The organism is Aliivibrio sp. S4MY1, assembly GCF_028765545.1.
Lineage (GTDB): Bacteria > Pseudomonadota > Gammaproteobacteria > Enterobacterales > Vibrionaceae > Aliivibrio.
In genome coordinates, this window is sequence record NZ_JARACP010000009.1 from 66598 (window position 1) to 91397 (window position 24800).

A 24800-nucleotide genomic window follows, 5' to 3' on the forward strand; every position below is an offset into this window, starting at 1 on the left:
TTCTCAATACGTCAATGCTTCCGCTTTCTCATCTTCGGCAATCGATCCCTGCACTGACAACGCCGCTGCATTCCTCTTATCAGAAAGCCAATCCACCAAGGCTTTGATAACTGGTATGTAGCGGCGAAAGCGTGAATACGTGATCCTCAAGGTTAAACAAAAGTATGCAAAACGGGTTTCTTGAGTCCACTGAATACGGCCATCATCACAACATGGGCACTTACGTGTTACGCGGTTCTTGGCCTTCACCTTTCCTGAGCCATTACACTCTGGGCAGATTTGACCTAATGGCTGGGTTGCCTCTGCTATCGCGGTGATGCACATTGCATTAAGAGCTTTATCTGGATAGGTTCCGCGCCATGTTTTCATGATCTCATTTGCTTCAATCATTGTAGCTTTGAATAACTGCTTTGCTGATTGGGCATCATTCAAACATTCTACGAACAACACCAAGAACCCTACTGGTGATTGCTTCCATGCTATCCCTACTGTGGCGAGATACTCTTCTAATGTCATTAACGCTTTGCTGCCTTTTGATGGCTCATAGTTAATCCCTTTTAAATCAAACTTTGCGATTACGCGTTCAATATTCATTTGTTACTCTCATCCACAATAAGCACTCTTGTTTTACCAGTACCAACAAGAACAAAACGGTTTGCGATGGTGATCACCTCACCTTTGATATGTTTAGCGGCTTCTTCAATCGCTTGGTCCCAATCAGCGCTTAGTGCTAATGGTTTCATGTTGACGGCTTGGCCACCTACGTCGTAAAAAAAACCTTTCATGACACCGCCTGTAATTTCTTGTTCTTTCTGAAGCTCGGCCATGAGAACGTTACCCACTCACCGTTATTTTCTAGTAAACGCTCCATCATTCGTGGCCCTAACATCTCAGTTAAGTTTTCAGTTTGAAGATTGGTAAGAATGCCCGTTGGTTTCTCGTTGGTGTAACGCGCATCGATGATCATATTCATCATCAGTTTTTCATGGTCGCTCATGCGTTGCAGCCCTACCTCATCAAGAATTAATACATCCAGATTGCCGAGGTACTTCATAAACTGCGCTTCAGTTGTGGTTGAGTTTGGTTTGTACTTGTCACGAATTTTAAGCATCAAATCGGCTACGGTGATCACAAGCACTGAAGTTTTACGTGCCATCAATCGCTTCGCAATGGCACACGCCAAATGATTTTTACCTGTGCCAGGTGTACCAGAAAAAACAAAACTGCTTGTTGCACCCTTGCGGTAATTCACTAGCCAGTTCTTTGCTTGTTTGTACGCTTGACGCTGACCTTGGTTCTCAGTAATGTAATTTTCAAAGCTGCAATTTAGGTGACGTTTTTTGATACCGCTTCGACCAAAGATGGATTGCATTTGGCTTGTTCGATAGTTGTCACGCGCTTTGTCTGATGCGGCTTTCTCGCACTCCTTCGCAATTTGTGCCATGCGTTCTGGTGTGTGGGGAACAATATGCACTGGAATGATTTGTTGTAATCTAGCCATTAAATTCATAATAATTCCTTAGTAACCTTTGGGAGCGGCAAACTGCGACGCATCAAGCTCTGGTGAATATTCCGCAATCTCGTTCATGCGGCTTGCTGTGTTCGTCTTGAGTTCAAACAACCCTTGCCATTCGTTGTCGATGGATTGATCGATAATTCGTTGCTGTAGTTTTTTATCGTTGCGAGATAATTCAAGCAGCTTGGTGATGCCAGTAAGCTCACCACGTTGGGTTTTGTATTTCTTCTTGATAGCTTCTCGATACTCAAGCCATTGCTGCCATGCAACCAAATTTAACTCTTCAGGAATTTCAGAGTTTTCGACCAAAGATTTTTTTATATTTTTTACTGGTTCTAATTGACTGGTTCTATGACTGGTTCTGGGTGACACAGGATCACTAGGGGGGTGATCCTCTGACACTACCCCTGGTGATCGTGTGTCACTAGGGGGTGACAATTTGTCACCATCTAAATTGAGTTGATAAAGATTGCTAGAATTGCCCTTTTCACCCTTCCGATATGTCAATGAGATGAGTCCTGAATCACATAATAATTTGATGTGACGCATGGCCGTTCGACGGTCGATTTCACACATTTCAGCAATGTGATCATACGACGGCCAGCACTTACCATTATCGTTCGCGTTATCGGCTAATTTAAGTAAAACAAGCTTACGAGTAGGATTACCCACTTTTATGCTCATGGCCTTTGCCATTAAGATCATACTCATTGATTAACCCTTTGTTTCATCTGGTTAAAAATGGCTTCAGCTTCGCATTTGGTCACAACGCAGCGCATGAAACGATTACTTGCTATCCACTGCATTTGGCCGTGGATGTTTTGATATGAAAGACTCATTGCACAAAGTCCTTATTTCTTATTAGAAATTAAAGTTTCTAGATAATTTAAAATGGGTTCATGAGCGCCCTCGCTTTCCTGAACTTCTTTGAAAGCGGCGCGTAGCTGGTCAATGCTTGCGTTTTCACTTAATAGAAGTACAGAACGAAGTGCCTCACCCGATTCTTTACTAAATTGTGCCAAGAGTTGATCTCGGCTGACTTGAGTTTGATTTGCTCCAATGGCAGCAACAGAGAACCCAAGTGGGTTTAAAAATTGGTTTAATGCAGTACACGCCCTATCCACTGGCATAACGCTGATAATGGCTGGCAATAAATCCATAATGGTTGCTTTGGCTTCAACACTGCTTCGTTCGTTGTAGCGAAAGAAGTTTTGAGTGTTGTTCTTGTCATCCGCACCAGGAACTTTCAGCAGTTCTTTACGTTGTGCATCGACTTCTTGCGGTAAGCCCATTTTGAAATAAGCGCTTGCGACTTTCTGAGCAATAAACTCTTTGCTTACTTCGCATCGCCACCCTTCTATGGCGTTACGCATAACGCCTTTTAAACTGGTTATCATGGTTTGTCCTTAGTACTGGTTATTTATCCAGAATGTTATGGCTCACCTGTTTTTCTTGATCTTCGATATAATTAATTTCAGTTGGATTAGGAAAGACATCAGAAAATTTACACTTAGTCCCTAGTTCATTAAGTGCTGTTATAATTTTCCAACATACATTCAAGCTAAAGTTACGCTTACCATTTTCTAAAAGAGCGATTTGCCCCTGACTAACTCCAATTTTTTCAGATAACTTTTTCTGAGAAATCGAAGCGTTATTACGAATTCTTTTTAATTGTGTCATCACGACCCCCTTTAAATACTTACTATTACATTATGCAATAAAATTAATCAATAATTATTTCATTTTGTCCATTTAACAAATTATTACTAACCGTAATAATCAAGGTATGAAAATGAATTGGAATGACCTGGTTAAAACTAGGATGAAAGAGTGCGGTATAACCCAAGAAATACTAGCTGAAAAGCTCGGTAAGTCTCAGGGTGCAGTTAATTTATGGCTCAATAAGAAAAGAGAACCTAGCTTGGATGATATTGCAGATATCATGAAAGAAGTTGGTCTAAGTACAATAATACTTAACTCTGATCGTAGCGTTGAATCTAGCTCTATTGGTATTGGAAATACTGAAAAAATAGATTCAAAAAATCTAACTTACAAAAATTCCTTCCCTGTAATAAGTGCTGTCCAAGCAGGATTATGGACTGAAGCTTGTGAAGCTTACACATTTTATGATATTGATGAATACTTACCAACAACAGAACGCGTAAGTGACTCTTCATTTTGGTTGCGAGTTAAGGGTGATTCAATGACATCTCTTACCTCCCCTAGTTTTCCTGAAGGAACAGCAGTTTTAGTTGACCCTACAATAGAACCTGAAAATGGTAAATTTGTTGTCGCAAAGCTCACTGATGAAAATGAAGCAACCTTTAAGCGTCTAGTCATTGATGCAGGGAAAAAATATCTTAAACCTTTAAACCGCGATTATTCCATGCTAGAAATCAACGATAACTGTAAGATCATTGGTGTTGTAGTTGATGCGAAAATTCAATTATTTTAACTAATTAGGATTATAAATCATGTCAAAAAAATTACTTATCGGCAGTTTTACAATTATTATATTAGGCTATTTTCTTATTGCTTCAAAAGGCACCCCACAAAGTGTTACCGCTGCTAAAACAAGTATTTGGTTAGAAATACAAAATATTAATTCAGCCCAATGTGAACCTGTTGAAATAGATAAACTCTGGTTTGTCGTATGTAAATCAAAAAGTAATTCCGATAACAAAGCTGTTTTTTGGATTGATTCACTAGAAAGTAATTCAAATAATGTCCAGTACGTTGTATACAACGTTAATGGTAAATCAAAGCAATATGCAGATCGCTTTAAAGACTTACAAACAGTTGATTTATACGATGATGGAAGTCATCCAAAAGTAATGACGGCTTTCAAGAAAATATAGCAAATAACCAAAATTTTTTGTTTTAAAAACCGCCCTCTTGGCGGTTTTTTTATGTCTAAAATTTCTCAAACCATAAAAATATTACATTTTGCAATTTACTTTATTATTTCAATATGTAATATTATGTGCATCGACGACATTTAACGAATGCAATAAATCGTAATCAACAAAGGTAATGTATGAAAACACTTACGTTAATCCATTTATCAAAGCTTGCCTCAACGGCTGAGCAAGTTCGCCAGAGTATTACTTTAGGCAATATCGCTGTAAGCCAGACAGCACAAAACCACCCAATCCGCGATGAGTTTAAGGCTTTTGAAATTGAGGCGAAGTCGCTGTTGGAGACATTCACAGCAGAAGTAAGTGATGAGCTGATCTCGAAAATTGAGAAGCTGCAAATCACCGCTGAGAATATTAATAGCAGATTGAGTTATTGATACCACCCATTTACCCAAAACAGGATTAAACCATGAAAGAACTACACGAAGTTGTTAATTCACACATCACATCGATGATTGAAAATGGCGCACTGAACGACATGATCGCCGAGCGACTTAACCAAGCAATCAAAGAATCTGTTGATGATTCAATGCGTTCATACGGCGATTTTGGCAAAGCACTAAAAGAGAAAATGAATGCCTCTCTAAATCAGGCACTTAAAAACGTCACCTTCCCTGAATACAACAAGTTTGTTAGTGAAGTTGCAATACAGGCTTATAACGACGTTTTAACTGAACAGGCTAAACCTAAAATTGTAGCGGCTATTGAGCAACGGTTAGAAGCTGTTCCTAAGGAGATTACGGCTAATGAGCTTTTAGGGAAAATAGCACAATATTGGAGAGAGCCTTGTAACGAAGAAGGACATGAAGAAATCGAAATTGAATGGAGTGATAGTCATGGAATGCATCTTAAAATTAAGCATCCTGAGTATGATTGGGAAACAATAAAAATTAGTTGTTACGACCATAGAACCCCAGGCATTTTCACTATCGGATACTTATCTGAAGAAAGTTCAGGCCGTTTATCTGGAACACTAAATGGCGCAACTCATAACAGTGGTTTACGTGGGTATTTATATAAATTGTATTGTGCTGGGACAACGATATCTGGCTTTGATGCTGTTTATGGTGAGAGCGTTCATATTGGCTGGGATTAAAAAGAAGAAAACCCTTATTAGTGACCAAACCAATAAGGGTTAACTTTGTGCAATGAGTCTTTCAACTCGCAATCAGTATATAACTGGCTGACCACCAATTACAAGTACTTATGCTGATTGCTGGGTTTCACCCAAAAGGAAATGTGTAATGAGTCTATTAACTTATCAAAACAGCCAAGAAGCGTTTATTGGCAAGCATATACATGCCGCTTTACAAACTGACGGCTATGAAACGTCTGATATTAACCGAGGCATTCAAGAAGCTCTCCGTTTCTATCGCACCACTTGTACTTTCACCAAAGGCCGAGTGTTTGATTCATGCTTAGCAAAAGCTCGTAATCTTCTTAAGCCAATTAAGAAGCCAACAAAGAAAGGTAAAGCGACATGAATCCACGTCATTTAGAAAAAATCAAAAAGTGTTTTGAGCTTGGTAAATCAGGCAACCCAAACGAAGCTGCAACCGCTTTGGCAATGGCTCATAAATTAATGCGTAAATATGGTCTTTCAGAAGATGATATTAACTTTATTGAAATGGGAGCCACCACCACTGCTTCTAAGATCCAGAAAAAGCCAGTTGCTTACGCTGTAAATCTTGGGACAAGTATTGCCAGCTCGTTTAAGTGTGAGGTACTTCTTCAGTATTCGTATCATGGAAATAATTTTAAATTCATCGGTAGAAAAGACACGGCCATGATGTCTGCTTATGCGTTTGATGTGCTTTTCCGTCAATTGAAACTGGCTCGTAAAGCGTTCTTGGCTACTATCCACCCTCGCACTTCTAAGCAGAATAAAACAAAACGAGCAGATTGTTATTGTGACGGCTGGGTAAATTCTGTTGTACGTAACTTAGATGTTGAAGAGTTACCACCAGAAGAGAAAGAGCGCATTACAAATTATCGTAAACACATTGGTTCATACAGTGAGAAAAAGGCTAAATCAAGACAGCGTAAAGGCGGTTCTATCTCTGATTATCTTACTGGATCTCATGATGGTAAGAACGTTCGCGTAAACACGCCAATACATGGTTCAGAAGGTGAAAGACTATGCCTTCAATAGACAAAATCAAAGAACAAAACCGTAAACGCGCTCAAAAGTTACGTAATAACAAAAAGAAACACGGTGTGATTGATCTTCGCGTTCCTTTGCACTCTGTTGAGCAAAACAAGTTAAGCAAGATTTGTGAGTTCTTCGCCTTTCCTGATAAAGCGTATAGCAGTGAAGAAGCTCTCCAATCGTTAATTCATCGGGTTTATTCCGAGATACCAAAGATTGAAAATGATCTTGGTACGTGTGAAATGTGTGGTGAGCAATTACCACAAGGTTGCGCGAAATTAAAAGATGGCGGCCTTTTTAAAGGCGATAGCAACTGTTTCCATACTATTAACCGTGTACGAATATTTGAACCAAGCAAGGAGGCTTCACAATGAGCTTCACAATTTATGGTATTGGCTGTTTGATTTTTTATGCCTTTTACACATGGAACCACCACGAAAAATAAACTTATCGTTCCAAAAAGCTACTTCGATTAAAAATAAGGACAGATTTATGACAACTCAAACTGAAGTTAAAAAGATACCACTGTACATTACTGATGCTGAAGTAATGAAAACTTTAGATATTAGCCAGCCTACTCTATGGCGCTGGACAAAGAAAAGAGATTTTCCAAAGCCAGTTATGCGTGGTCGCCGTTCGTACAAAGCATTTATGGAATGGATGGTAGGGAAAGGTTTGGTTTAATTAAAAAATAGCCAATCCATAGATTAGATTGGCTATTTAATTAATAATTACTTACATATCATTAATCAAACCTTTTTCATATTGCGAGTCGCTTTTATCAAATCGCTTTACAAGATTATAATTATCTTCATCTAAACAGTTTGGTAAATCATTATCTACAACTATTATTTGATAAGGGTTACCATTAGCTAATTCAGAAATAGCCTTTAATTGCATATAAATACCTTCATAAATAGAAGGGTCTGATAAATTTTCTTCATTCTTATCCATATCTAAAAGTCGAGCATATCTCCCTATATTTTGTCCAGGAGTATCTAAAAGTAAAGTAGTGGGTAAATACGCACCATTTTCTAAAATATATCTCAGTCTGGCCAAGTAAAGGTTTACAGAAAGAATTGTTCTAACGCCTCCTGATGAAATATGGCTATATTTACGTCCTCTAAATATTGGCATAAACTTAGAATCAATCGACGCGCCATAATTATTAGTAAGTTTCGATTGATTTATCAATTTTTTAAATTCACTAGATATACCCGTAAGCACATCATCAATGCTTCCTAAATTTTCCTCTACTTTAGATATCTCAGCCTTAATTTTTCCTACATTAATTTCTCTGCTTTCTACTTGAGTGTATTTCTCATCAAGCTTTTTAGTTAACATCATATTCTTTTTTAGAATGGCATAATGACTAACCAATGAACGTTTAATTGATTCAGCCCTAGAAATGGCATCAATCGTCGGAGATAACTTTTCTATATTATCAGTGTCAAATTTAATTCTAATCTCACTAAGATTATTATTCAATGCATCTTTTAAAATAACATTTTCTTTTATTTTTTCTAGTTGAATACTTATTGACGCATCACATCCTGATAAACGATTTTTCAAAGAGTTAATTTCATAGTCAATATTATCGTTATCTAAAGTTGGATCTGACAATTTGACTTCTGAATGGCACATCGGGCATGAAACATCTTTTTTACTCATCTCATCAACAGTTAGTACTCCACGCATTTTTTTAGATGCTTTAAGACAAGTAATATCATGGCTATAAGTAGTCTTTAACTTAGAATAAATTTTCAATTGAGATTCACTCATCTCTATGTCATTTATTAATTTATTAATTTCTTTTTGAAGAAGATCTATTTCTAACTTGATTTTATTAGAAACAATAGACGCATGAGTTTTATTACTTTTAAGCTTACAAATCTCTTCATCTATTTTATTTATTTCAATTGATAAACTTTCATATTCATCATTGGCTACAGATAAAGAACTTGTTGACTTTAAAAAATCTCTAATATTATTTACTTGCGTTTTAAGTGACGTTATTAGTTCAATTTCATGTTTTAATTGCTGATTAAGTTCTGATAATTGATCATCATGAACACCATAAATAAATTTTTGAACCTCAATATTTTTATTATGTACATAAGGATTTGCTGCATCCATCAAAGTATCATTAGCTACTTTTTTTTGTTTTAAATAAATTAATTTCATTAAATCTCTGAAACTTAACCTATCTGAATTAGTATTTTCACTTTTCTTTGATTCTTTAATTTTTACCTTTGGAATTCCTAACAAATCAAGGATAGCATCAGAAATCCAACCATCAGGTTCATTTGAAGATGATGAAGCGCCACAAATTAATGGATATACGTTACTAATATTATCTCGCTCAGAATGATAAAGCTTTATAATATTTGAATCCGTACCTAGCACCCTCTCTAAAGTAATTGGTTTATTATTAAACTCAACTTCAAGCTGTATATATCGCCCCTTACTTCTTAACTCATCATAATCTAATTGAAGTTCATTAAAACCACCACCAAGCGCATAATCGATTAAATTAAGAATGCTTGATTTCCCAGAATCCATGTCTCCCCAAATAAGATTAAGACCATAATCAAATTTACAAACGTACTCTTTATTGACACCGACAATAATTAGTTGTTTAAAAACCATACTTATTCTATTCATTTAAAGGCCCATTAATGATTTTAGTAATTTTGGCTCTGTCATAGAGGTAATTTTCTTTAATTTATTAATATTCGATGTGAGTAATTCATATGAATCAGTAAAAAAATCACTATCTCCATCATCCACAATATCAATATACTGAATACCCTTAACATTAGTATATTTTAACTTACCTATATTTATTAAATAGCACACAGTAAGTTTTATATTATCTAAATCTAAATAATCGATCAAACTTACAGATTGATCATAAAGCGTAGGTTTATAGCCAGTTATATTTCCTAAATTTAATAAATTACAGAATTCCTTAAACTTAGCAGGGTTCTGAATTAAAAAATATATAATCTCTAATTTTTTTAATGTAAGTATATTTCTACCATTATTATTTTTACCACAAAAATTAGTAATAAATAAAACCAAATACACTTTAAAATACCTTTCTTCTCTAAAATCATGCATTTGTTTTTATCTCTTCATGAATTTGTTCTAAATCTATACTTTTACACCAATTAACCTTTAAGTTTTTTTTATTTGATTCGTGATGAAGAAGTCCCTTTTTATGAATAAAGCTAACATATTGTAATACACAATCAATTGCTGACTTATCTAGTTCTATAATTTTTTTATGTATATATTGAACAACTTCACTATTAGATTTATTACTTGAACATGATGAATATGTTTTATACATACTGAGGACTTTAATTTTTAAATCATCAAAAATATCTCGATCTTTTTTAGGTGCTGATTTAAGTATAACATCAGCATAAAAAAAACTTTCTTTTGCATCATCAATCAACTTATCATCTATCTGTGCAAGTAGCATTTTAACTACAAATATTTCTTTGTCATAAGAATTTAAGCTTGGATCATATTTCAGCTTTAACGATTGATTAAGATCTATTTCTTGGATTGTTTCAAGAATAAATTTCTCTACAATTTTAAGAGATAGATCCGCTACTGATTCAGGCTTACAAATAGATGTATGATCATGATCTACAAGAAATGACTTAAATTTCTTTTTATTAGTACTGGAAGGTACTGAACTAATCTGATTCACATAATCATCATTTTTTGCAATAACATAACGCGAGTTAGGCATTGACTCTATATTTTCAACCCAACAATCATTAACATCACTTACTTCTTTGCTTAAAGGCCCTAACTCTTTAAGGTTAACATTAACTTTCCCAAATAGTGCCGCAGGGATAGAGCCCTTATGAGGTGTAGCTAATGAAATGTAGCCAAGAACTTCACTTTGAATGTCATCATAATTATTACTATTTAAATCTAAAATAAATTTCTTTCCGATTAGCCCCCCCATACTATGAGCTACTATTAATATATTACTGTATTCATTACAATCAAATTGGATAAATGTAGCGAGTTCCTCACTAAGTGTCATAAAAGAAACGTTCTTCTTTCTTTGTGGACCTTTAAAATTAACCCCTGGTACATAATTAACTAATTTAACTAACCCTTGTGATATCATGGAATTCTTTACATTCACAATTTTAGTAAAATACTCAAACTCCATAAAATCGAATTTTTCTTTTATTTGTTCATTTCTCATTAAAAGATCAGAAAATGATTCACTGTTACTATTCTTCCAAGTATCAGTACCTCCTGTTAAACCATGTATGAACAAAACTAAATTCTTGCGCATTATTACCTACTGTATATTATCAATAATTCATAAACCTTCACATGATATTACCTTTAGAATAATAAAAAACAATGACTTGAAACACATTTACAAAATTATACCAAATGATATTTATAAATAAGTAAGTATTACTCTGTCGTGTAAATAATACAACACCATAACTCATACCCCTCTCTCTGCTCTTCAAGGTAGTTATAATCAAGATAATGACTTTGTACGCCTGTATGCACCTTATGACCTAGCATCACTTCGGCTACATGGTATTTAATCCCTATCGACTCCCAAATATTACGGGCCGTTCGTCTCATATCGTGGTTAGTGGTTCTCGGGTAACCCATGCTTTCTATTTTATCTGCTAATGTTCTGCCAAACGCGACAGGAACATTGGCCGACATTGGTCTATCATCTTCACTGATTACTGGTGGAAACATGATTTTATGATCTTGCCATATCCCCATTTGAAAGCGGATAACCTCTTCAGCCAATTTTGGAATAGGACGGATAATATCTCCTCCCTTCTTCTTACGTGTCTTGTTATTCTCTTCTGGAACAGTCCATACCAGCTTATCTAAATCAAAATCACTCTTTTTCGCTAAACGCAACTCATTACTACGGCAAGCAAAGATCATCATTAAGCGTAAAAAATTACAGTTGCTTTCATGAACATGTATTTCTGATATGGCATTCCAAAGCACAGGAACCGCTTCTTCACTTTGTTTGCTTTTTTTAACGCTGCTTTGAACACCTACATCTGTTTTCTTTAGTTCTGAAAGTGCATTGTATTTAATTAGGCCGTGACGAACCGCAAATGAAAGGACTTGTTTAAATCGTGCCATTAGGTTTGCTGAATGCTTCGGGCTAACACGCTCACGCGCTTTTCTAAACACTGGCATATAATCTATCAGCTCTAAGTGCTTTGCTTGATACTCGCCGATATAGGGACGAATATCAGTATCAAACATTTGAATTAATGGTTTCCAACGAAGGATGTTATCTTTTGCGTGGTTTTCCAACCAATAATCTATGATCTCATTGATTGTCGTAGGCACATTGGTTTGACTAAGATTCAACCCAACTCTTGGATCAACTCCCATCATTACAAGCTCTGCTTTTTTATCTTTCAGAGCTATTGCTTCACGCATTTTTAACGCTGGGTACTGACCTAATGTTAATTTAATTGGTTTACTTCTAAATAGAACTCGATATATCCAGGTAACTTTACCTTTAGGGCTAACTCGCACACCTAAGCCGTCTCGATGAGTAACTTCTAGTTTACCCTTGTAAGGTTTATTTACTGTGGCTCTTAACCACGCATCTGTAATAGCCATAATTGTTCAATTCCACCAAATCTTTAGTACAAACTTGGTACAAATTGTAGATGAATACAAGGGATGAAACATGAAAATGAGATATCAACTGTATATTTACACAGTATTTTCTATTTTTGTTAAGATGCTGTTTTTGAAGAGAATTAGAAATGTAAGGAAAAACACTGAATAGTAATAACTGTATGTATGTACAGTATGAAGTTTTACACGAAGCAACACATGCTAAAAATTAATAAGTCTAAATAATAGATTGTCTAAGATGTAAGGATCAATCAACCACACAAAGGTCGGGAACACTTACAAGTCGGTCATTGTACGACTCTTAATCTGCTAATGCAAAAAAGAATCGAGATCACAAAAATGATGTCGATTCTTTTTAAAATTATAAGCAATGAGTATTAATTAAACGCGTAATATTTTTTGCACTGCATTATGAATTTCTGCACTTGAAGCATTTGTATTTAGTGAAAAAGAGACATATTGGTCACCACGATTAAAGCCCATCGAACGATCGACTTCAGCTAAACAATGAAGTACTTGCCCATCAAGAATAAACGACAGCTCAATCTCTTTTTTATTCATGAATCCATTACTTCTAAATTCAATCTCTTGGTAGCCGCCTGAATGAGATTTAAAGTGACCACCGTTAAGGTAGCCCTGCTCTACATCCGCTTTCACCATACCAAAGCCGGCCTGCTCTATTTGACTAATAATGGCAGCGGCAACAGGCATTGGTTTTACAATCAGTAAATCACGGTCGGTTGGGTCAATCGCAAAATCAATATCTAGAACAGTTTCAACCCAAACATCACAATGGTTATCACGAATATTTAATGCTGTAATTGGTGTCTCATCTGGCAATTTAATCGTAAATTGCATTTCCTTTTTCTCATTGGCTTGAATAGTAAATGGATTCACAGCCTGAGTATGGAATAAGGTTAGAGTTTGATAACTGGTTCCGCTGTCACTTTCAACTTTCACTTCCGTATTAAGTTTTAGATGAATAGCATCAATCTGCTGTTCAATATCCCCACCTTGGATGTGAACCGTACCAATTAGTGTATCACCTTGAAATAATTCTGGGTTTTCTAAAATGGTATCTACTTTTGCAGCACCTATACCTAATGACGCCTTTAGCTTTTTAAACATCCTTTCGTCCTTTTTCTATGTTTATTCTATGTTTATTCTTATTTTACTTCATCTATATATATGGCTTATATAGAGTCTTAGTATGGTATTAAAGATTAAGTTCCTAAAATCTGCATTGGTAATTGTAACAAGGCATCACCACTGCTAGCAAAGTACCAAATAATTCCTATAAGTGAACTAACTAAACCTACATACCATGCCGCTGATACCAATTGGCCATACTTATCGAGAGGCAGTAAATGGCTATGATGACGAGCACGCCATTCAAATACGATTTCAAGACTTCCCATAATAAGTAAGAAACCAAAAAGTGCGAGACCTAATTGGTAACTTAATATAACACCACCTACTGCAGCTAATGCGCATAATGTAATACCTAACTTACTGTTCATTGAGAAACTGATACTTTTAAGTACGTGCCCCCCATCTAACGGCAATATTGGCAATAAATTAAATAGATTTAAAAAGGCGTTAAATACAGCAAGGCCAGCAAAGAACATCTCGCCGGTTATCCAATAAACTACCATCAATATTAAGGAGAGGATCAAACCAAAGAATGGCCCCATAATAGAGATAACAACATCTTGCCAACGTGTATTTATTTTCTCATCACTGAGTGCTAAACCACCAAGGAACGGGATTAAGTAGATACCTTTAGTTTTCATACCAAAGTATTTCATTGCGCGAATATGGCCGTATTCATGAAAAACAAGGCAAGCAATAAGTGATAATGCAAACTCAATAGAAAAGAGCCATGAGTACGCGGCAATACTGGCGGAAGCTAAAGCCACTTTAATTAACTTTGCACTTTTTAACGCTTTCATCCCTAACGAAACAAGCCCTATCAAGCTGAATTTTCTTTCTGCTTTAATTGGCGTATGCGGTACTTGCTGCTCGATATCTTTAGTATTACGAGAGCCTTCTGCAATCAACTGACCATCAACCATTGCACGATACTCAATAAGAAAAGGCTGCCATGTCACTGTAGCTTCTAAGCGGCAAGTTAATACACTTTCGCCTTGATTGAGCTGGAATTCATGCACGTAATGATCTTGATGATCAGCAGACGCCGCTTGTTGTGCAACTAAAGTATTGCTCCAAAATACTTGCTGCCAACCCGCCATAGAACCTTCTAAGCGCAATGGTTGGCCTAAAAAATCAATAGATAATAATTCCATTACTTACCTTTACTTTCTTATACTAAATGGTATGAAATAACGTACAGTTGACCTTTATTTGGATAGATCTCTTCAATAATATTTTTAAGTTCTTCTAGCGTCATGTTTTCTTGCTCAGCATGGTACTGGTTAAGATCATCAAAGCTAATTGGATCAACAGCATCAATCGCTAAACGACAAAAACGACGGTTGTCTTCATAAGTGCTCACTTCAACTTCTGTTCCTACAACGTAATCTTTTTCAGATTCGTCACGGATAGTAATGACTTTTTTACTCGATAAAATATCTGATTCAAAACGCTCAAAGAATGTCATTGTTGCTGGTGCTACTTTCATTGTGTTTTCCTAATGTAATTCGAGCTGCGACAATGCAGCTCGAAAATTAATTATTGATATAATACTGTTCATTAACCAAAGCAGTAATTTGCCCAATGCGCTAAACCAGCGGTAACCGAACCAAAGTAGTTACCGCCTACAATTTCGATGTTTGGCAACTGTTGCTGTAAGGCTGCACGTAAAATTGGAGAGCGCGCTGAACCACCTGTAACATAAATAATATCAGGCGTTTTACCCGCTTGTTGAATCGCTTCTTTTACTAACTTATTGATGTTATCTTGTGGTTTTGCAATCGCTTCTGCTAAATCAGACTGATTAAGAGATAATGATAAACCTTCATCTAAGTAACTTAGATCAATCGCATGCTCTAAATGCTCTGATAACGCGATTTTCGTTTGCTCTGCATCACGCAATAATTTGTAGCTTAGTTTCTCATCATACAGCTTGATTAAGCGAGCCAATTTTTCCGGTTCTTGAGTATCGTTCATCATCTGTAAAAGGTGCTTGCGATTACCAAATCCAAAGAAATCCAGTTGAGCAACAATATTATTAATTGCAATTGGGTTCCAGAACTGTGTCATTGGTAACTCAAGGCCTTTATGAGTGCGGCTTTGAGAACCTAATAGTGGCATTAATTGACGATGCGCTAAATGAATGTCTAAATCGTTACCGCCAATACGTGAACCACTATGAGATAAAATGCCTTTAGTACGATCATGATAATCACGCCATGATGGTCCCATTTGAATCATTGAGCAGTCTGTTGTACCACCACCAATATCAACGATTAGTACCGTTTTATCTTCGGTCAGTGTTTGTTCATAATCTAGACCGGCAGCAACAGGTTCAAATTGAAACTCAATATTTTTAAAACCGACACGGATAGCTGCACGAGTTAAGATTGAGATCGCCTGTGTATTGGCGTCATCACTTGCTGCGCCTTGAAAGTTAACAGGACGGCCAATCACGGTCGATGTGATGTCTTGTTGTAATTCCTGCTCTGCATTATTTTTGATGTTTTTCATCATTGCAGTAACAAGATCTTCAAATAAGCTTACTTGAACATCACGTAAACCAGAAACACCAAGGAAAGACTTTGGTGATTTTACGTAATACACCTCTTCAGGATCATCAATATAAGTATTTAGAGCGGCTTGGCCGAATGTCATCGACTCAGCATCAACATCGATATCTTCTTCGCGGTTAAAAGAAATTGCAGTATGAAGTAAACGCTCATTAATATCTGTGCTTGGTTGAACGCCCCAAATACGGAAAAGATATTCAGAAACCGCTTCTCGTGTAGGCGCACATAATGCAGAAGGAATAAACGTGCTATCTCCTTCTAACTTTAATAGTTTCGCTTGATTATCTAGAATGGTCGCTACTGAGCAGTTAGCGGTTCCGTAGTCAAATCCAATAAACATTGTTGTACACCTAGCTTCGATAAAAGGGAGCTGATTTTACTCGCTTGTTGCCGCTTTGCCAATCAAAATGAGAAAGATGCTGCTATTCCTACCTGATCTTGATTAATTATAGGAGCAATCATTAGGTTATTTGCATTAAGGTACTTATCTGTAACTAAATACTGAATCGTTGTTGCCAATACCGCACCGGCAATAACATCTCGCCAATAGTGATGCTCATTCTCTACTCGTGAATAACCAACTAACCCTGCACCAATATAAGCAGGAAGACCATATTCCCACCCATAACGAAATTGTAGATATGATGCGCCTTGGAATGCTGATGATGAATGCCCCGATGGAAAACTAAGATTATCTTCGCCATTCGGACGCTCTTCTTTCACGGTATATTTTAATGCTTGTGTTGCAACTAACGTGTAGGTTGCTCCTTTAGCAAACATCCAAAAACCATCATAGTCTTCTTTATATAGAGCTATCGACCCCGCAATAACTGGGATTCCAACCGCACCAATGTCTGCGGCAAGATCACCAGATTTCCTCTCCTCTGCTTGTACACAATAACTTGATGCTAACAATGAACAAGTAACTCCTACAGATATTAACGTTCTCATTCTTTAACCTTAATTGTTAATCACAGATGTAATCTCAATGCATATAAATATTTCACCTATAATTATATCGAGGTAATCGTGAAGTAATTGTCAATTTTTCTACATTTTGAAACGTTTAACTCGCTGTTTTTACGTTTATTATGACTGGATAGACCATTTAACGATGAGAGATTGGTTATACTACCGCAGTTATTTCATTATCTAGGTTTTACCAAATATATATGCAGTTAAATCAATATTTTTCACAAACAGATAATTCATTCGAATTCACCCGTCAACAAGCAAGTGATTTTGCTAAAAAAGTAGCCCGTGATTTCAACCCGATACACGACGTAGATTCAAAACGTTTCTGTGTTCCTGGGGATTTATTGTTTGCTGTTTTGCTTTCTAAAACAGGCATTAGTAACAAAATGCACTTTGACTTTGCAGGCATGGTATCTGGCGGAACAGCTCTCCACATTAATCATGCTGAAGAAGGTGTTTATTCTTTATCTGATGATAATGACAAGCAGTACCTGCACGTAAAGCGTAGCGGTGAGAAAAACCGTAATCCTGAATTTATTGAATACGTAGTGAAGCAATATGTTCAGTTTTCAGGTATGAACTTTCCTCACATAATGGTGCCATTGATGGAAGAAAAGCAGTTAATGATCAACTGCCAACGTCCTTTGGTTATTTATGAAAGTATGGATCTTGAATTCACTCGTTTAGATATTTCCACACCTAAGGTTGAATTCACTGGTGCGACAATGGACATTGAAGGAAAACGTGGCCTTGTTAAATTAAACTTTAAATTCACTGAAAACGGTGAAGAAGTTGGTCATGGTACTAAACGAATGATCGCAACAGGTTTGAAAGCTTATGATCAAGCGGCAATTGATGATCTTGTTGAGCGTTTTGTTGATCTTAAAGCAGCATATAATAACTAAAATTTATAAATTAAATAATGGCTTATAAAAGAGTGCTCTTGCGCTCTTTTTTATTTTTAAAAAGGCAACCTAAGTCACGATCTGCATTATTGTTTTACGAGCCATACCATATCATACTCCTTTATAGGTATTTTATTAGCACCGTAAAGTTGGCTAGTATGAAAACAATAATAAAAGATGAAAGGCAAATTAAATTACAACAAGTAACTTTAAATGTAATTCCTAATAAAACTCATTTACGTTTAATTAATGCTCATTACTCATGTGGTGAATGCTATGCTGCGTGGTTTGGACCACCTGTTTGTATTTCTTGCGGCAAAAAAACGTTTGTCATTGCATCAAATTTATATTCAGAACAAGGCATTTTCGACGTTTTTTAATAATAAAAAAGCCCGCTTATTTCTAGGCAGGCTTTTTAATTTCTAGATTAAGTAATTACTTATTCTTCTGTGCTTTCAGTGTCTGAATCATCAGTTTGAGGCGCTTCAGTTGCTTCAGTATTTTCTGTCGCTTCTGTTACTTCGCTCTCTTCACCTTCAAGGACTTCAATCTCTTCTGGCTCATCAATGCGTTGTAGACCAACTACATTCTCATCTTCAGCAGTACGGATCAGAGTAACACCTTGGGTATTACGACCCACTTGACTTACTTCTGATACGCGAGTACGAACTAACGTACCTGCATCAGTGATCATCATGAACTCATCACCATCTTCAGTTTGAACGGCACCAACAACACTGCCGTTACGCTCAGAAACCTTGATAGATACAACACCTTGTGTTGCACGGCTCTTCGTTGGGTATTCAGAAAGTTTAGTACGTTTACCGTAACCATTTTCTGTCACTGTTAAAATGTCACCTTCATTTGAAGGAACAATTAACGAAACGACCTGATCTTCACCAGTCAGTTTCATACCACGAACACCCGAAGCAGTACGACCCATTCCACGAACATGTTCTTCGTTGAAACGAACCACTTTACCTGCTTTAGAGAACAGCATGATTTCATTTGAACCATCAGTGATATCAACACCGATCAATGAATCATCTTCACGTAGATTAACTGCAATCAGGCCGTTTGCACGAACTTTAGCAAATTGATCCAGTGATGTTTTCTTAACCGTACCATCACCTGTTGCCATGAAGATGAACTTATCTTCAGAGTATTCAGATACTGGTAGAATCGCTGTAATACGCTCACCTTCTTCTAGAGGAAGAATGTTAACGATAGGCTTACCACGAGCAGTACGGCTAGCTTGAGGAAGTTGGAATACTTTCAAGCTGTATGCTTTACCACGAGTAGAGAAGCAAAGGATATTATCATGAGTATTAGCAACAAGTAGACGCTCGATATAATCGGTGTCTTTCATCTTAGTTGCACTCTTACCCTTACCACCACGACGCTGAGCTTCGTAGTCACCTAGGATTTGGTACTTAACATAACCTTCACGAGAAAGTGTTACTACTACGTCTTCTTGTGTGATTAAGTCTTCCATGTCAATATCGTGAATTGCAGCACCAATTTCAGTGCGACGCTCATCACCATAAGTATCACGAACGGCTACTAATTCGTCACGGATAACTTCCATCAGACGTTCAGTGCTTGCAAGGATATGCATTAGCTCTGCGATTTCATCTAATAAAGCTTTGTATTCATCTAGAATCTTTTCATGTTCTAAACCAGTTAAACGGTGTAGACGTAATTCTAGGATAGCTTGAGCTTGTTGCTCCGTTAAGAAGTATTTACCTTCACGGATACCAAACTCTGGCTCTAACCAATCAGGGCGAGCAGCATCTGTACCTGCACGCTCTAGCATGTCAGCTACGTTGCCAAGATCCCAACCACGATCGATTAAGCCTTGTTTTGCATCAGCAGGTGTCGGAGCATTTTTGATTAGCTCAATGATTTCATCAATGTTTGCTAATGCTAGTGCTAAACCTTCAAGGATATGAGCACGATCACGCGCTTTGCGTAATTCAAAAATAGTACGACGAGTTACCACTTCACGACGGTGATCAACAAAACACTTCAACATTTCTTTCAGGTTGAACAGTTTTGGTTGGCCATTGTCTAGTGCAACCATGTTTACGCCGAATGTTGTTTGAAGCTGAGTTAATGAGTACAGGTTATTAAGAACCACCTCACCTACTGCATCACGCTTACATTCGATAACAATACGCATACCATCTTTATCAGATTCGTCACGCAGTGCTGAAATGCCTTCTACTTTCTTATCTTTAACAAGCTCTGCAATTTTTTCAATTACACGGGCCTTGTTTACTTGATAAGGGATCTCCGTAACAATAATAGTTTCTTTACCATTCTTGTCAGCTTCGATGTTTGCTTTAGAACGCATGTAAACTTTACCACGGCCTGTTTTATATGCATCAACGATGCCTTTACGACCGCTAATTAATGCAGCTGTCGGAAAGTCAGGACCTGGAATGTAGTTTATCAGCTCATCGATAGTGATATCTTCATTCTCGATGAATGCTAAACAACCATTAACCACTTCAGTTAAGTTATGAGGTGGAATGTTTGTTGCCATACCAACAGCGATACCTGATGCACCATTAACTAATAAGTTAGGTACGCGAGTAGGTAATACCGCAGGGATTTGTTCTGTACCATCATAGTTAGGAACGTAGTCTACGGTTTCTTTGTCTAAATCTGCCAACAGTTCGTGAGCAATTTTCGACATACGAACTTCGGTATAACGCATCGCCGCCGCTGAATCCCCATCGATAGAACCAAAGTTACCTTGGCCATCAACAAGCATATAGCGTAGTGAGAACGGCTGCGCCATACGTACTATCGTGTCGTATACAGCACTATCACCGTGTGGGTGATACTTACCAATTACGTCGCCGACTACACGGGCAGATTTTTTATATGGTTTATTCCAATCATTACCTAATACATCCATCGCAAATAAAACACGGCGGTGTACAGGTTTTAGACCATCACGCACATCTGGAAGAGCACGACCAACGATTACTGACATCGCATAGTCTAGGTATGAACCTCGAAGCTCATCTTCAATATTTACGGGCGTGATCCCTTTAGCAAGATCGCTCATAGAGCCAATATCCCTCAATTAGTTCTGTCGTATCAATATCAATTACTTTATCAATCATACCATCTATAAAGATAAAGTAATTGATACTGATAAACGTGCAAGATTGCAAAATATAGCACATAACACTTCAATTTCGCATCGTTTTAATTCGCAAAACAACTCTTAAGCTTAAGAATCCTACGAAATCAGGAGCAAGTCACATATCAGATCATCATATTCTTGAAAAACATAGCAAATACGACTAAAAAATCACCACTTTTATCGCTCTCTTTCTGTTTTTTTTCTGTATATAATAGAAGAAGATTAAAAAGGAATATGAACTATGACTCAACAGTTAAATGTCGATCCGGCAGAAATCAAAAAGTTTGAAGATATGGCGTCTCGTTGGTGGGATCTTGAAGGTGAATTTAAACCATTACATCAAATCAACCCATTACGCCTTAATTATGTATTAAATAATGCCAATGGTTTGTTTGGTAAAAAAGTATTAGATGTTGGCTGTGGTGGTGGAATTTTAGCTGAGAGCATGGCAAACCAAGGCGCTGATGTTGTTGGTTTAGACATGGGAAAAGAACCTTTAACGGTTGCTCGTTTACATGCTCTGGAAACAGGAACTACATTAGAATACATTCAATCAACGGCTGAACAACACGCTGAAGAAAACCCAGAGACATACGATATAGTAACCTGCATGGAAATGCTTGAACATGTTCCTGATCCACTTTCTGTTATTCGTTCATGTGCAAAAATGGTTAAACCTGGCGGGCACGTATTTTTCTCTACGTTAAATCGTAATATCAAATCGTATTTGTTTGCCATTGTTGGTGCAGAGCAATTGCTAAAGCTCGTACCAAAAGGGACACATGACCATAATAAATTCATTCGCCCTTCTGAATTATTAAAGATGCTCGATCAAACCGAATTGCAAGAACAAGGCATTACTGGCTTACATTACAACCCGTTAACAGACGTTTATTCATTAGGCAAAAATGTTGATGTAAATTACATCATCCATACTACTTTATAAGTCCTACTCGTTTACATATCATATTTATCCCTCTTTATCTGTGTCCTTAATACAAATAAAAAGGGATTTTTTTGCTAAATTTTCTAATTCTTATCTTGTTTACTAAAGCTGCATTAATGCTAAATTTAGAACAACAAATCAGCAATTTTTTTTGATTCTTAGAGATCCACCGAAACCATAAAAATCAAGAAAAATATTTTTTTTACTGCCTACTTATCCACCATTCTGAAATACGTTATTTCTGATGTCTTGATATAGCTAATCTCACTCGGTTAGTATCTACTTACTGTTTTTTTTAATTCATAGGTTATCCACAGGTCTCTCTTAATTTCAGACTTGATCACTGTCCATTTTATCATTATCTTGTAGTCAATTATTTATTAAGCCCTATATATAGTGTTTAGTTCCAAATTTAACACTATGAGCTTGATCACAAATTAATAACGAAAATTACAAATATTACATCTTTCGTTCCTCATTCTAAGGAAAAGTAGACAAATGACTCATCAGCTTACCGTTACGAAGCGAAATGGCACCACAGAAAAGATCAACTTAGACAAGATCCATAAAGTGATCACCTGGGCTGCAGAAGGTCTAGATAACGTTTCAGTATCACAAGTTGAAATGAAGTCTCATATCCAATTCTATGAAGGTATGAAGACCTCAGATATCCATGAGACTATCATCAAAGCAGCTGCTGACCTTATCTCTGAAGAAACACCTGATTATCAATACTTAGCAGCTCGTTTGTCTGTTTTCCACCTTCGTAAAAAAGCATATGGCCAATTTGAGCCACCAACACTATTTAAGCACGTAAATAACTTAATCGAACTGGGTAAATACGATAAACACATTATCGAAGATTACACAGAAGCAGAATTTAATATGATGGATCAAATGATCGATCATAACCGTGATATGGATTTTTCATACGCTGCAGTTAAGCAGCTTGAAGGTAAATATTTTGTTCAGAACCGTGTAACGGGCGCGATTTACGAAAGCGCACAATTCCTTTATATCTTAGTTGCGGCGTGTTTATTTGCTAAATACCCTAAAGATACGCGCCTTGAATACATTCAACGTTTCTATGATGCAACATCACGATTCAAGATTTCACTACCTACACCAATCATGTCTGGTGTACGTACGCCTACTCGTCAGTTTAGCTCTTGTGTATTAATTGAATGTGATGATAGCTTAGACTCTATCAATGCAACTGCAGGTTCGATTGTACGTTACGTATCTCAACGTGCTGGTATTGGTATCAATGCTGGACGTATTCGTGCTCTTGGCTCAGAGATCCGTGATGGTGAAGCTTTCCATACTGGTTGTATCCCATTCTACAAATATTTCCAAACAGCGGTAAAATGTTGTTCTCAAGGTGGTGTTCGTGGTGGTGCAGCAACATTGTTCTACCCTATCTGGCACCGTGAAGTAGAATCGCTATTGGTTCTTAAAAACAACCGTGGTGTTGAAGAGAACCGTGTTCGTCATATGGATTACGGTGTACAAATCAATAAATTAATGTACACACGCCTTATTAAAGGTGGCCACATTAGCTTATTCTCACCATCTGATGTTCCTGGTCTATACGATGCATTCTTTGCTGACCAAATAGAATTTGAGCGTCTATATGAGATCTATGAGCAAGATACTTCGATTAAACGTGAAACGGTTAAAGCTATCGAATTATTCTCTCTACTTATGCAAGAGCGTGCTTCAACAGGTCGTATCTATATTCAAAATGTCGATCACTGTAATACACACAGCCCATTTGATCCAAGTGTTGCACCAGTACGTCAATCGAACTTATGTTTAGAAATCGCGCTTCCGACTAAACCACTAACTCACGTAAATGACGAAGAAGGCGAGATTGCATTATGTACGCTTTCTGCATTTAACTTAGGTGCTATTGAAAAACTTGAAGAGCTTGAAGAATTAGCTGAACTTGCAGTACGTGCTCTTGATGCACTGCTTGATTACCAAGACTACCCTCTTCCAGCAGCATACAAGTCAACAATGAATCGTCGTACGTTAGGGGTTGGTGTAATTAACTATGCTTACTACCTTGCAAAAAATGGCGTTAAATACTCTGATGGTAGTGCAAATGGCTTAACACATAAAACGTTTGAAGCTATTCAATTCTATCTTCTAAAAGCGTCAGTTGGTTTAGCAAAAGAACAAGGTGCTTGTCCTGCATTCAATGAAACTACGTATGCACAAGGTATCTTACCAATCGATTCTTATAAGAAAGACATCGATAATGTATGTTCTGAGCAACTGCATTTAGATTGGGAAACACTGCGAGAAGAAATCAAAACTCACGGTCTACGTAACTCAACATTGTCAGCATTAATGCCTTCTGAGACCTCTTCTCAAATCTCTAATGCAACTAATGGTATTGAGCCGCCACGTGGGTTTGTGTCAGTAAAAGCATCTAAAGATGGTATCTTGAAGCAAGTTGTTCCTGATTACGTAAATCTAAAAGATAACTATGAGTTACTTTGGAATATCGGTTCAAACGACGGGTATTTGCAGCTTGTAGGTATTATGCAGAAGTTTATTGACCAAGCTATCTCAGCAAATACAAACTATGATCCAAACATTCAGCCAAATGGTAAAGTGCCAATGAAGCTGCTGTTAAAAGATCTATTAACGGCTTATAAACTAGGTCTTAAAACTCTTTATTATCATAACACCCGTGATGGTGCTAGCGACTCACAAGGTGATCTTGGACAAGATGACGATTGTGCAGGCGGTGGTTGTAAGATCTAAGTTTCCATTTTAAAATCAAGCCCGCTTTCATTAGCGGGCTTATTTATCTTTT

At 36.9% G+C, this 24800-nt stretch carries 28 protein-coding genes; 12 read left to right on the forward strand and 16 right to left on the reverse strand.

Annotated features, from left to right (window positions below; all coding sequences use genetic code 11):
* Positions 1-3: 3 nt before the first annotated feature.
* The 6 genes from PVK71_RS11615 to PVK71_RS11640 form a co-directional block, all read right to left on the reverse strand.
* On the reverse strand, positions 4-594 hold the full coding sequence (locus PVK71_RS11615) for a hypothetical protein (RefSeq protein WP_274418882.1): 591 nt from the start codon (positions 592-594) through the stop codon (positions 4-6).
* Positions 591-785, reverse strand: coding sequence for a hypothetical protein (locus PVK71_RS11620; protein WP_274418881.1), 195 nt, complete (start codon positions 783-785; stop codon positions 591-593). Before PVK71_RS11620 ends, PVK71_RS11615 begins: the two co-directional genes overlap by 4 nt.
* Positions 782-1510, reverse strand: coding sequence for an ATP-binding protein (locus tag PVK71_RS11625; protein ID WP_274418880.1), 729 nt, complete (start codon positions 1508-1510; stop codon positions 782-784). The genes PVK71_RS11620 and PVK71_RS11625 overlap by 4 nt, the downstream gene beginning before the upstream one ends.
* A gap of 9 nt (positions 1511-1519) precedes the next feature.
* Entirely contained in the window at positions 1520-2227 is a 708-nt protein-coding gene (locus PVK71_RS11630; RefSeq protein ID WP_274418879.1) for a helix-turn-helix domain-containing protein, read from the reverse strand.
* A 140-nt stretch (positions 2228-2367) separates the two neighbouring features.
* Entirely contained in the window at positions 2368-2913 is a 546-nt protein-coding gene (locus tag PVK71_RS11635) for a toxin YdaT family protein (protein WP_045102189.1), read from the reverse strand.
* Positions 2914-2932: 19 nt separating this feature from the next.
* Positions 2933-3196, reverse strand: coding sequence for a helix-turn-helix transcriptional regulator (locus PVK71_RS11640; protein ID WP_274418878.1), 264 nt, complete (start codon positions 3194-3196; stop codon positions 2933-2935).
* A 112-nt stretch (positions 3197-3308) separates the two neighbouring features.
* On the opposite strand from PVK71_RS11640, the gene PVK71_RS11645 reads away from it, so the two are divergent.
* From PVK71_RS11645 to PVK71_RS11680, 8 genes are all read left to right on the forward strand, one after another.
* Positions 3309-3971, forward strand: coding sequence for a LexA family protein (locus PVK71_RS11645; RefSeq protein ID WP_274418877.1), 663 nt, complete (start codon positions 3309-3311; stop codon positions 3969-3971).
* 19 nt (positions 3972-3990) lie between these two features.
* On the forward strand, positions 3991-4374 hold the full coding sequence (locus PVK71_RS11650) for a hypothetical protein (protein WP_274418876.1): 384 nt from the start codon (positions 3991-3993) through the stop codon (positions 4372-4374).
* A 179-nt stretch (positions 4375-4553) separates the two neighbouring features.
* Positions 4554-4811, forward strand: coding sequence for a hypothetical protein (locus PVK71_RS11655; protein WP_274418874.1), 258 nt, complete (start codon positions 4554-4556; stop codon positions 4809-4811).
* 32 nt (positions 4812-4843) lie between these two features.
* Entirely contained in the window at positions 4844-5530 is a 687-nt protein-coding gene (locus PVK71_RS11660; protein WP_274418873.1) for a hypothetical protein, read from the forward strand.
* 148 nt (positions 5531-5678) lie between these two features.
* Positions 5679-5918: a hypothetical protein gene (locus PVK71_RS11665; protein WP_274418872.1), complete on the forward strand. Its 240-nt coding sequence runs from the start codon at positions 5679-5681 to the stop codon at positions 5916-5918.
* Positions 5915-6586 (forward strand): DUF2786 domain-containing protein, encoded by a 672-nt coding sequence (locus PVK71_RS11670; protein WP_274418870.1) that lies wholly within the window; start codon positions 5915-5917, stop codon positions 6584-6586. The genes PVK71_RS11665 and PVK71_RS11670 overlap by 4 nt, the downstream gene beginning before the upstream one ends.
* Positions 6574-6957 (forward strand): hypothetical protein, encoded by a 384-nt coding sequence (locus PVK71_RS11675; RefSeq protein WP_274418869.1) that lies wholly within the window; start codon positions 6574-6576, stop codon positions 6955-6957. The genes PVK71_RS11670 and PVK71_RS11675 overlap by 13 nt, the downstream gene beginning before the upstream one ends.
* A gap of 118 nt (positions 6958-7075) precedes the next feature.
* The gene (locus tag PVK71_RS11680) at positions 7076-7267 is read left to right on the forward strand and encodes a helix-turn-helix transcriptional regulator (protein ID WP_274418868.1); all 192 of its coding nucleotides are present in this window, start codon (positions 7076-7078) and stop codon (positions 7265-7267) included.
* A gap of 51 nt (positions 7268-7318) precedes the next feature.
* Here the strand turns inward: PVK71_RS11680 and PVK71_RS11685 are convergent, their stop codons facing one another.
* From PVK71_RS11685 to PVK71_RS11725, 9 genes are all read right to left on the reverse strand, one after another.
* On the reverse strand, positions 7319-9247 hold the full coding sequence (locus PVK71_RS11685; RefSeq protein WP_274418867.1) for an AAA family ATPase: 1929 nt from the start codon (positions 9245-9247) through the stop codon (positions 7319-7321).
* Positions 9248-9706, reverse strand: coding sequence for a hypothetical protein (locus PVK71_RS11690; RefSeq protein WP_274418866.1), 459 nt, complete (start codon positions 9704-9706; stop codon positions 9248-9250).
* Positions 9699-10913: an ABC-three component system protein gene (locus PVK71_RS11695; protein WP_274418865.1), complete on the reverse strand. Its 1215-nt coding sequence runs from the start codon at positions 10911-10913 to the stop codon at positions 9699-9701. The genes PVK71_RS11690 and PVK71_RS11695 overlap by 8 nt, the downstream gene beginning before the upstream one ends.
* A 128-nt stretch (positions 10914-11041) precedes the next feature.
* Positions 11042-12241 carry a tyrosine-type recombinase/integrase gene (locus tag PVK71_RS11700; protein WP_274418863.1) on the reverse strand — a complete coding sequence of 400 codons (1200 nt, stop codon included), beginning with the start codon at positions 12239-12241 and terminating at the stop codon, positions 11042-11044.
* Positions 12242-12643: 402 nt separating this feature from the next.
* Positions 12644-13390, reverse strand: a complete 747-nt coding sequence (locus PVK71_RS11705; RefSeq protein ID WP_274418861.1) for a sporulation protein — start codon at positions 13388-13390, stop codon at positions 12644-12646.
* A gap of 95 nt (positions 13391-13485) precedes the next feature.
* On the reverse strand, positions 13486-14568 hold the full coding sequence (locus PVK71_RS11710) for a site-2 protease family protein (RefSeq protein WP_274418860.1): 1083 nt from the start codon (positions 14566-14568) through the stop codon (positions 13486-13488).
* A 17-nt stretch (positions 14569-14585) separates the two neighbouring features.
* A complete protein-coding gene (gene yqfB, locus PVK71_RS11715) occupies positions 14586-14903 on the reverse strand; it encodes a N(4)-acetylcytidine aminohydrolase (RefSeq protein ID WP_274418859.1) in 318 nt (105 codons plus the stop codon).
* Positions 14904-14974: 71 nt separating this feature from the next.
* Positions 14975-16327 carry a molecular chaperone gene (gene yegD, locus PVK71_RS11720; protein WP_130047838.1) on the reverse strand — a complete coding sequence of 451 codons (1353 nt, stop codon included), beginning with the start codon at positions 16325-16327 and terminating at the stop codon, positions 14975-14977.
* A 62-nt stretch (positions 16328-16389) separates the two neighbouring features.
* Positions 16390-16938 (reverse strand): phosphatase PAP2 family protein, encoded by a 549-nt coding sequence (locus tag PVK71_RS11725; RefSeq protein WP_274418858.1) that lies wholly within the window; start codon positions 16936-16938, stop codon positions 16390-16392.
* Positions 16939-17159: 221 nt separating this feature from the next.
* Here PVK71_RS11725 and PVK71_RS11730 point away from each other — a divergent pair, with 221 nt between their 5' ends.
* Both PVK71_RS11730 and PVK71_RS11735 read left to right on the forward strand, forming a co-directional pair.
* Positions 17160-17867 (forward strand): DUF3581 domain-containing protein, encoded by a 708-nt coding sequence (locus PVK71_RS11730; RefSeq protein WP_274418857.1) that lies wholly within the window; start codon positions 17160-17162, stop codon positions 17865-17867.
* 158 nt (positions 17868-18025) lie between these two features.
* The gene (locus tag PVK71_RS11735; protein ID WP_274418855.1) at positions 18026-18247 is read left to right on the forward strand and encodes a hypothetical protein; all 222 of its coding nucleotides are present in this window, start codon (positions 18026-18028) and stop codon (positions 18245-18247) included.
* A gap of 59 nt (positions 18248-18306) precedes the next feature.
* On the opposite strand, the gene gyrA is transcribed toward PVK71_RS11735, so the two are convergent.
* A complete protein-coding gene (gyrA, locus tag PVK71_RS11740) occupies positions 18307-20946 on the reverse strand; it encodes a DNA topoisomerase (ATP-hydrolyzing) subunit A (RefSeq protein ID WP_274418854.1) in 2640 nt (879 codons plus the stop codon).
* 322 nt (positions 20947-21268) lie between these two features.
* Here gyrA and ubiG point away from each other — a divergent pair, with 322 nt between their 5' ends.
* Positions 21269-21973, forward strand: coding sequence for a bifunctional 2-polyprenyl-6-hydroxyphenol methylase/3-demethylubiquinol 3-O-methyltransferase UbiG (gene ubiG, locus PVK71_RS11745; RefSeq protein WP_274418853.1), 705 nt, complete (start codon positions 21269-21271; stop codon positions 21971-21973).
* 498 nt (positions 21974-22471) lie between these two features.
* Positions 22472-24748 carry a class 1a ribonucleoside-diphosphate reductase subunit alpha gene (gene nrdA / locus PVK71_RS11750; RefSeq protein ID WP_274418851.1) on the forward strand — a complete coding sequence of 759 codons (2277 nt, stop codon included), beginning with the start codon at positions 22472-22474 and terminating at the stop codon, positions 24746-24748.
* The last annotated feature ends 52 nt before the right edge of the window (positions 24749-24800 follow it).